Raw genomic sequence first — 9,787 nt, 5'->3', positions numbered from 1 at the left:
GGTGTTGACAAGACCTCCGATATCTACCAAAAAGCGGTGGAGCTCATCAATAACGGAACTATTTCGCTGCCCGCTTCGGAAACCGGACGCACCAACATTGCATCCATTACCGTAAGCGATGTACAAAAACATATGAAATAATGGAATTGTGAAACAGACGCGGGAGGCCTTCGGAGCCTCCCGCGTCTGTTTTTTGATAGCTGTGGTTCTATATAAGCGCTGACGGATAACTTCGGATAAGGTGCAATCAACTGCGCAAATTGCAAAAGGGATAAAAGAGACATGGTTTGCAGTCTTAGATAGAATGAAGTCGCGACACACCATTCTAAAAGAAAACAGAAAACCATGTCTGAGAGCATTGTACAGTTTAATGAGGAAGTAATTAAGGCCCGCATCCTTGGCGGCGTCATAAAATTCCACGTTGCTATTACCGCCAAAAAGTCATTCAAAGCGTCCTTAGAAAATCTCGAGTACAAAATGCAGGGGGACTTATCCTATGGATAATGTTCCGTTGCACATCCATACTATTAATGCACCCGTTTGATTTAATTACAGTCCGTTAGGAGATTCAAAATGAATATGGAATTCGATGCCGTTTATTACGAACTGGATGCGCTGAATTACGAACTGGGAAAATTGCTTCAGACCAAATATGCAAACTTGCCTTGGGTGGAGATTGAAAATCACAACTTTATTCCAGAATTGGCAGCGGCGGATAACCGGGATTTTCCAAAACTAAAGAATCATATCATTATTGGACTCAGAAAGACGCACAAATACGTGCCAAACCATAAAGTCTCCGACTGGTTGGTACCTTATACATCTTCAGGCTGCAAAGCGATGTGCCTTTACTGTTATCTGGTATGCAATTACAACAAATGCGCGTATCTCCGCCTGTTTGTCAACCGCGAGCAAATGCTGGACCGGCTCATTAAAAAAGCCAACGCCGCTCCCATTCCACAGACCTTCGAAATTGGGAGCAACAGCGACTTAGTGCTGGAAAACACGATAACCGATAATTTATGCTATACAATTGAACGCTTTGGGCGGGAAGGCCGCGGGCATTTAACGTTTCCAACAAAATTTGATATGGTCAATCCGCTGCTGAATCTTGACCACAGGGGCAAAACAATCTTTCGCATGAGTGTGAATCCGCAGGATATCATACGCCGCGTAGAACTTGGCACCGCACCATTGCATGCGCGCATTCAGGCGCTTAACAATGTGGCAAATGCGGGATATCCTGTGGGACTGCTGATTGCCCCCGTAATTTTGCTTCCCGATTGGGAACGGCTATATAGTGAATTAATCGACCAGCTTGCTGATGAACTCAGTGAAACGGTCAAGAAAACCGGATTTATTGAGATTATATTGATGACCTATAGCTTTGTGCAGAATGCGATCAATACCGCTGCGTTTCCTCAAGCCGTACAACTTTTAAACCGGGAAACTATGACTGGACGCGGACGTGGAAAATACTGCTACCGAACAGATACGCGCCTTGTGGCCGAGACCTTTTTACGGGAAAAGCTGTCACGTCGATTAGGAACTATGCCAATCTTATATATTTCTTAGCGGTACAATGATTTAGTAAATTGCTGATCGTAAAAGCTTGGCAAATGAAAAAAATCGCATGGAGAGTGAGCCCTTTGCGTTTAATCGATCAGACTGAGCAGGAAGCCGTATCCTTCGCGCTCCATGTCCATCTTGGGAATAAAACGCAGTGAGGCGCTGTTGATACAGTAGCGCAAACCGCCTGATTCCTTGGGGCCGTCAGGAAACACATGGCCTAAATGGGCATTTCCAACCCTGCTTCGTATCTCCGTGCGCATCATCCCATGGGAGGAGTCTGCTTTCTCGTGGATGACATGAGGATCGATGGGCTTTGAAAAACTCGGCCAGCCACACCCTGATTCAAATTTATCGCTCGATGAAAACAGGGGTTCGCCCGTGGTAATGTCCACATAAATGCCGGGTGTAAACGTCTGGAAGAACTCGTTTTGAAATGGTGCCTCCGTGGCACTGCGCTGTGTCACCTCATATTGCTCGGGCGTCAGCTTTTGACGTAGGGCGGCCATGTCGGGTGCTGAGTACGCGGCAGGATTTACAACGGCGTTTGCTGCCTTTTCAAATTGAGCTTTCCCGATATGACAATATCCTCCGGGATTCTTATTCAGATATTCTTGATGGTATTCTTCCGCTGCGCTAAAATTGCGAAGTGGAAGTACTTCAATTGCAACGGGCCTGTTGTATCGAAATTGCAATCGGTCAATAGAATTTTTAATGACCGGAACGTCTTCCTGCCTCACATAATAGACGCCGGTTCGGTATTGCTCACCCACATCGCCGCCCTGTCGATTGCGCGAGAGCGGATCAATTGCTTCATAATATAAATCCAGAAGAAATTCCAGCGGAAGCACGGCGGGATCATAGCTTACCTTTACCGTCTCTGCGTGTCCCGTATTGCAATGGCAAACCTCTTCATAGGTGGGAGATTCGGTATTTCCGTTGGCATACCCCACCTGTGTCGCTGTAACTCCGTTGATGGAGGCGAGATACTTTTCAAGCCCCCAAAAGCATCCGCCAGCAAGATAAATCTCGGACATACTTGACCTCCCTACTTTTTAATCAACGAAAATTCAGAAAAACGTATCACTTATTCTTGCCAATATTAATTTAATGTACCCATTGAACGTATCTTCCCGTGGGCGCTCGTTAACCAAAGCGATGCATTGCTATTCATCCGCGAAGCGATAACCAATGCCAACTTCCGTCAGAATAAAGCGTGGATGGGTTGTGTCCTTTTCAAGTTTCCGGCGGAGATTGGCCATAAAGACCCTCACACTCTTGCTGTCCCCTCCTTCGTAACCCCATATTTGCCGGATGATATAATTGTGCGTCAGTACCTTGCCCCGGTTAGATATGAGCAAAAGGAGGGTTTTATATTCCGTCGGTGTTAAGTGAATTTCATTGCCAGACACGAGCACCCGGCGTTTTTCATAGTCCACCGTCAGCCAGTCGCAGGAGAACACGGATTCTCCGTCGGTCGCCCCGTTTTTCTCCAGCAGTCGCTCCACCACCCGGATACGCGCCATTAATTCCCCCATGTGGAAGGGCTTCGTGATATAGTCGTTGGCGCCAAGATCCAGTGCGGCAATTTTCTCCGTCTCCTGACCTCTCGCCGAGACAATCAGAACGGGTGTTTCGGAAAATGTCCGTAGCTCGCGGAGCAGCTCCACGCCGTCACGGTCGGGCAGGCCCAGATCCAGCAGGACAATATCCGGACGGTGAGAGGTAAACAGGAACAAACCCTCCGCTGCGGTTTCTGCGGTTAGGACTGCATAATTCTCTTTGGAAAGAGAGAGGTCAATAAAATGAGAAATATATTTGTCATCCTCTATCACAAGAATAATTCGTTTTTCACTCATCAGCTTCCTCCATGGGCAGGGTAAACGTAAAGACGGAGCCCTTTGGCGCGTTGTCCGACACAGAAATCGTACCGCCATGTGCCTCAACAATTGCCTTACAAATTGAAAGCCCCAGTCCCAGTCCCTGACGTCCGTCTACAATATCCGACTCCTGGGTAACAAACCGTTCAAAAAGGCGGCTTCGGATCACACCTGGAATGCCATTCCCTGTGTCTGCCACCGATACGGTCAAGTCACTTCCCGCATGTACCGTCAAAAAAATTTCACTGTCGGACGGCGTATGCCTTACCGCATTTTCTAAGAGGTTGATCACGACCTGAGCAATCAGCTTGCCGTCCATAGGAGCCGTTACTACATTATCCGGCAATTTCACATGGAAATGCCGGTCGCGCAGGAGCCGCTCGGTATGTTTGACTGCCTCACCGATTACGTCGTCGATGACTTCGTCCTGTTTATGCAGCACAATCTTCTGCTCGCTGATTCGGGTCATACCGAGAATGTTTTCCACAAGATCGCTGAGCCAGACAATTTCTTCGCTAATGTCAGATGCAAGTTTTCTGCGTTCAGCATCGGAAAGTTTGGAATAGTTGTCCGCCAACAAGTTGCCGGCACCAGAAATTGCCGTCAGCGGGCTGCGCAAGTCGTGGGCCACGGACCGAAGGAGCGTTCCACGCTGTTGTTCCCGCTCCATGGCCATTCGAATTTTCTCCCGTTCAGCCACCAGCATTTCTCGCTCCAGCGCAATCCCGAGCTGTGCGCAAATTGCCTGCACAATTAAAAGCATCTGTCCGCTGGGCTGTCCTTGGGAAAGTTCCAGTCTGCCCAGCAGCCCAGCAGCCCCGTTGATTTCAAAGGCCGTAGAAGCAGTTGGTTGCTCCCCGAGTGAAATGGTACTCTTAAGTCCGGCATATTCCCAAACCAGATCTTTGGCTTTTCGGATGACGCTCTCTGTCCCGCTGGCAGAAAGGAAATCTGACGCGATGCGATACAGAATTTTAGCCGTGTGCTCATTTTCGCTTGCCAACTTCATTTCACGCTGCAAACGGGACGTAATCATCCCGGAAACGATTCCTGTGGCAATGAAAAATACTAAAAGCATCAAATCACTGGGACTGTATACGAAAAACGAATAATGCGGTTCGGTAAACAGGAAATTAAAAAGCAGAGCGCACGCAAGCGCTGAACCAATCGCCCAACCAAGGCTGCTGGTGAATACCGCCGTAAACAGGACGCCGAGCAAAAACATCATGATAATGCTCTCGCTGGCGACGCTTAGCCACGCGGCAAAAAGAGCCAATGCCGTTGCTACGCCGATTGTTACAGCGGTTTTTCCTGCGTTTTTGACCGTGGTTGCTCCCTCCTTTGTCAATTCGATTTATTGATCATTTTTAGTATATCCTTTTGCTCGCCCGCAGCAATAATGTGTTCCTGCTTTTGAAATACGTGATCGGCGCTAATGAGGGGCAAAATGTGCTTCCCGCGTCGCACACCGATTACATTGACGCGATGCTTGGTGCGCACGTCCAGTTCCCGAATGTTGCATCCAATCCAGTTCTCCGGCGGTTCCATTTCCATGATGGCGTATTCGGGAGACAGCTCGATATAGTCGAACGCACCTTTTGCCGAATATCGGACGGCAGTTCTCTGCGCCATGTCTCTTTCTGGGTATACCACGTCGTCAGCGCCGATTTTTTTGAGTAAATCGGCGTGGATTTCACGGTCCGACTTGGAGACCACATAGGGTGCCCCCAGTTCCTTCAAAAGGGAGGTTATCTCCATGGAGGACTGAAAATTTTCGCTGATGCATACGAAGCATACGTCAAAATTACGCACACCCAATTCCGCAAGCACATCCCGGTCCATACAGTCTCCAATCTGAACGCGGGTAACAAAAGGTTCCAGCTTCTGCACGGCTTCCTCATTTACGTCCACAAGCATAACTTCATTATGCAACTCGGCGAGCTTAACAGCAAGGTTTTTTCCAAAGCGCCCTGCTCCAATTACCAGCATAGATCTCATTACAAATGGGTCCTTTCTTTGTCAGCCAACTATAATTTTGCCCACAGGGTTCTTCAGCTTGCCAATATGATTCGACCGAGCCACTGCCATAAAGACGGTCAGGCTTCCCACACGTCCCGCATACATTAAAAGAATAATAGCAATTTGGGACAAGGCTGGGAGCGTGGTTGTAATCCCCATGGTGAGGCCCACCGTGCCGATGGCGGACAGCGATTCAAAGGCAGCTTCGATCAGCGGCTGCCCCTGCCCGCACAAAACCAAAATCCCGCCTGCGGTCATTGTCAGATAGACAGCCGTCCCGCAGAAAGCGCGGCGGATGGCCTCCGTTTCCAGCCGGAAGTGAAACAGGTTCACATCCTCTCGCGCTCTGAGCTCTGCCAGTACGGAGGCGGCCATTACGGCTAAGGTTGTCACCTTGATACCGCCACCGGTACCACCGGGCGCCGCTCCGATAAACATCAGCAACATGGTGATAAATTTACTCCCGTCTGTGAGGGAAGCAATGTCAAGACTGTTAAAGCCCGCTGTTCTCGGTGTAACCGCTTGAAAAAAAGCCGGCAGTATTCGCGAACCCGCATTCATGGATTGCATTGTTCCGTTGCTTTCCAGACTGGAAAATGCGGCTGTTCCAATCAGCAAGAGCGCCATGGTGGAAAAGAGCACAACGCGGGTATGCAGATGCAGATTTTTAAACTGGAATCGGCTCTCAATCAAATCGTTCCATACGACAAACCCGATGCCGCCTGCCATAATCAGCACGGCAATGGTGAGGATAACAAGGGGGTCGTCATAAAAACTCGTGAGGGAGGAAAATGGTGAACGGGCCCCCATCAGATCAAAACCCGCATTGCAAAATGCAGACACGGAATGAAACACAGAGAACCATAATCCCTGGCCGAGCCCAAACATCGGAACAAAGCGAATCGACAAAAGCAATGAGCCGATTCCTTCAAAAAGCGCTGTCCCGATCAGCATCCGCCGCACCAGTCGGACCACGCCGCCCACCTGCATGGAGCTGACAGCCTCTGCCAACAGAGAACGCTCCCGCAGACTAATGCGTCTGCCTACGGCAAGGGAAAACAGGATGGCAGCTGCCATAAATCCAAGTCCCCCAATTTGAATCAGCAGCAGGATGACCGCCTGACCAAAATAGGAAAACTGCGTCCAAGTGTCATAAACTACAAGGCCGGTGACACAAGTGGCGGATGTGGAAGTAAAAAGGGCCTTCAAAAAAGGAATTCCCGAACCGCTGCGGCTGGCGATTGGCAAACTTAGAAGCAGCCCGCCAATCAGTATAAGCATTGCAAATCCAAGAGAAAGGATTTGCGTGGAACTCCATCTTTTGGTATTCATTGTTCAACACCTCCTAATTCCGCCAACAGGAGGCTAACAGATTCCTCCGCTCTAAGAAGCCTGATTACTCCCAACGCCTCAAATACATCTTGCAAATTTGGCGCGCTGCACCGCGCAATCATTGTAATTCCGGGATCTGCCTGTCTGGCCGTATGACATAACGCCAGATTAGCGCAGTCGTCCTGCGATAAGGCAAACAAGGCTGAATACAGACTGTCCTCCGGAAATATGGGATCTGTAAGAATTCTGCACTTCATTCCGCGTTTATGTATGTTCTCCTCGATTTCTGGCGCGCCATAGATGAGTATGCCTTGATTCGCTCGCCCCTGCGGGCTGTCGAGGAATCCGCCCCTTTCGATAAAATTATTCAAGCGTTGTATGACAAAAAAGCCAAGCACAAGGAGTCTGACAGTGGTGGCAGCCAGCAAAATTGTCATGAACCCGCCTCCTTTCCGTATTACGATAACAGAAAGAACATAAGGATGGTATCCTCTTTTTTTATAGCGGTATTATTTTTGTATAAAGAATGGTGAAGCGTGTGCGCGGATGAAAGCTGCTCTCCCATTTTGACGGCCAAGACGCTTGTATAATTTCTTTAGCAACTTAATGGTTCTTGCAATATAACATAAAAAAGTATAACATAAATAGTAATATTTTAAGATAACAATCGTATGGCGAGCCACTACGTGCTATCATGTGCCAATTTCCCGGATAACTTACAGCAAGCGCTGGGTCACTGTGCGAGAAGGGAAATTTTCTGTCATCCGCCCCATGAAAACCGAAACTGTGTGTAACTGAGTAAAAAGAGAGGACGATGACCCGATATGCATAGCTCGGCTTTCTCAAAAAGACACTTTTTGCAGCTCTATCTGCTCAGTATCTTGATTGTGGTTCTGCTGACGGCTCAGATTGCCAATGCGGTCGTCCAAGGCGGCTGGTTTGCCGGTGTTCCAGAAGTAAGGATCGTAGCGGATAACTCCTATGAGCGGACATTACGCGTGGTGGGAGACATTGATTTTGCGCCGTATTCCTCCGTTACAGTCAACGGCTCTTATACCGGCCACGACATCGAGTGCATCAATGAGGTGGCCAACCGGCTTGGCGTAAATGTTGACATTTACCTGACAACTTGGACAAAAGCCACCAAAGCGGTGAAGAACGGAAACGCGGATATCATCATGGGACTGGAGAGTATATCCAATCGAAATGACGGGCTGATGATCACCTCCATCGTGGCCGATGATGCGTTTGTTGTATACGGAAAGGCACCGATCAGCGGTGTGGATGATCTGAAGCAGGGACGTATTGCGATCCTCAACGGGAACACCGAGGTCGATATCTATGGCATTGAGGAAAACGCGGTTCGTTATGATACCTATTCCGAAGAACTGGAAGCGCTGGAAGCGGGAGAAATTGACTACGCCGTTATGCGCGCATCCGTGGCCAAGATGCTGATTCAGCAGCAGGGCTACGCAGATCTGCTTCAAGTTTTCGCAATGATGGACAGCGGCTTGGGCTTGGGCGTCCGGGAGGGCGAAAAGGAATTGGCGGCAGAGCTTGACCAAGCGATCCGGGAAATGCAGTTGGACGGAACGCTGTCCTCCCTTCAAAGGAAGTGGCTTACCACCTATGTGTTTACCCGTTCTCTCCCGGAGGTTCTTCAAGAAAACAGCACATTTTATCTGGTTACCACCTGTGTGATCCTTTTGAGTGCGGCGGGAATTGGTGCCCTCATCCAGAAAGAGCGGGCTTCTGCCCGAGAAGCACTGGCAGAGCAGGAACTTGCCCTGAGTCAAGCGGCGTTGGCGATCAAAGAGGCCGAACTGGCAGACGGACGATCCAGAATTATTCTGTCTCAGATTCAGCCCCACTTCCTATTTAATGCCCTTGGAACGATTGGGCAGCTCTGCCGTAAAGATTCCGAACAGGCTGCGATCGCCATTGACACCTTTGCCCGGTATCTGCGGACCAATTTGGAATCGGTAGAAAATACTAAGATGGTTCCATTTACCCAAGAGCTGCAGCATATTAAAACGTACTTGTGGCTGGAAACAATGCGCTTCGGGGAAGATCTGAAGGTGGTATACGATGTGGTGTGCGAGAATTTCTATTTGCCGCCCCTAACGGTACAGCCAATCGTGGAAAACGCAGTGAAGCACGGGCTGGGACACAAAGAAGAAGGTGGCACCGTGACCGTTCGAAGCAGGGAACTGGAAAGCGTCTGGCTGGTGCAAATTGAGGATGACGGCATTGGGTTTGACGAAAAAACCGTGCTGGAGGATAGTCGTATCCACATTGGTATTGAAAATGTGCGTCGGCGGTTACAATTCATGTGCAGCGGCAGTTTAAGCATTGCAAGCAGCGCGAACAAAGGCACCGTCGTAACGATTCGCATTCCGAAGAATAAGTGACGTGCGGAGGTGGATTCTATGAAAATTCTTGCTGTGGATGACGAAGCAATTATGCTGGAGCGGCTGGAAGGGTGCATCGGCGAGGTACTTCCCAATGCTGAAGTCCATGGTTTTCGCCGCCCTTCGGAGGCGCTGGCCTTTGTCGAGGAAACCCCGGTGGATATCGCATTTTTGGATATACAGATGCGTGGAATGGATGGAATTACGCTTGGAAGAAAGCTGCAAGTTCTTCTGCCGAAACTCAACATCATTTATATTACCGCCTATGCAGAGCACGCGTTTGACGCCTATCAGCTCAATGCCAGCGGTTATCTGCTGAAGCCGATAGATCCTCAGGAGATGCGCAAACAGATGCAGCATCTACGTTATCCGATTCCGCAGAAAAAGCGGATTACCTTTCACTGCTTTGGTAATTTTGAGGTATCGGTGGACGGGCAGCGGCTGAATTTCAAGTACAAGCGTACCCGGGAGCTACTGGCGTATCTGGTGGATCGCTGCGGCGCCAGTTGCGTCGTAGACGAGATCATGTCCATTCTCTGGGAGGATGAGATACACCCATCGTATTTTAAAAATCTG

Annotated in this window: 9 protein-coding genes; 3 read left to right on the top strand and 6 right to left on the bottom strand. The window is 49.2% G+C overall.

The window, feature by feature from the left end:
- Positions 1–579: 579 nt before the first annotated feature.
- A complete protein-coding gene (locus RT018_RS02555) occupies positions 580–1,575 on the top strand; it encodes a spore photoproduct lyase family protein (RefSeq protein WP_312938989.1) in 996 nt (331 codons plus the stop codon).
- Positions 1,576–1,655: 80 nt separating this feature from the next.
- Here RT018_RS02555 and msrB read toward each other — a convergent pair whose 3' ends face one another.
- The 6 genes from msrB to RT018_RS02525 all read right to left on the bottom strand — a co-directional run bounded on the left by msrB (position 1,656) and on the right by RT018_RS02525 (position 7,237).
- On the bottom strand, positions 1,656–2,606 hold the full coding sequence (msrB, locus tag RT018_RS02550) for a peptide-methionine (R)-S-oxide reductase MsrB (protein WP_312938976.1): 951 nt from the start codon (positions 2,604–2,606) through the stop codon (positions 1,656–1,658).
- 129 nt (positions 2,607–2,735) lie between these two features.
- The gene (locus RT018_RS02545) at positions 2,736–3,428 is read right to left on the bottom strand and encodes a response regulator transcription factor (protein WP_312938975.1); all 693 of its coding nucleotides are present in this window, start codon (positions 3,426–3,428) and stop codon (positions 2,736–2,738) included.
- Positions 3,421–4,797 (bottom strand): ATP-binding protein, encoded by a 1,377-nt coding sequence (locus RT018_RS02540; RefSeq protein ID WP_312938974.1) that lies wholly within the window; start codon positions 4,795–4,797, stop codon positions 3,421–3,423. Before RT018_RS02540 ends, RT018_RS02545 begins: the two co-directional genes overlap by 8 nt.
- Positions 4,794–5,447 (bottom strand): TrkA family potassium uptake protein, encoded by a 654-nt coding sequence (locus RT018_RS02535; RefSeq protein ID WP_312938973.1) that lies wholly within the window; start codon positions 5,445–5,447, stop codon positions 4,794–4,796. Before RT018_RS02535 ends, RT018_RS02540 begins: the two co-directional genes overlap by 4 nt.
- Positions 5,448–5,468: 21 nt before the next feature.
- Positions 5,469–6,800 carry a TrkH family potassium uptake protein gene (locus tag RT018_RS02530; RefSeq protein ID WP_312938972.1) on the bottom strand — a complete coding sequence of 444 codons (1,332 nt, stop codon included), beginning with the start codon at positions 6,798–6,800 and terminating at the stop codon, positions 5,469–5,471.
- A complete protein-coding gene (locus RT018_RS02525; protein WP_312938971.1) occupies positions 6,797–7,237 on the bottom strand; it encodes a hypothetical protein in 441 nt (146 codons plus the stop codon). Before RT018_RS02525 ends, RT018_RS02530 begins: the two co-directional genes overlap by 4 nt.
- Positions 7,238–7,624: 387 nt before the next feature.
- On the opposite strand from RT018_RS02525, the gene RT018_RS02520 reads away from it, so the two are divergent.
- Together RT018_RS02520 and RT018_RS02515 are read left to right on the top strand one after the other, a co-directional pair.
- Positions 7,625–9,211: a transporter substrate-binding domain-containing protein gene (locus tag RT018_RS02520; RefSeq protein WP_312938970.1), complete on the top strand. Its 1,587-nt coding sequence runs from the start codon at positions 7,625–7,627 to the stop codon at positions 9,209–9,211.
- Between the two features lie 18 nt (positions 9,212–9,229).
- Positions 9,230–9,787 (top strand): response regulator (locus RT018_RS02515; protein ID WP_312938969.1); only part of this gene is annotated, 558 nt, incomplete at its 3' end.

It is taken from the genome of Oscillibacter sp. (assembly GCF_032060045.1).
Taxonomy (GTDB): Bacteria; Bacillota; Clostridia; order Oscillospirales; family Oscillospiraceae; genus Oscillibacter.
This window is presented reverse-complemented; position numbering and strand designations above follow the sequence as displayed.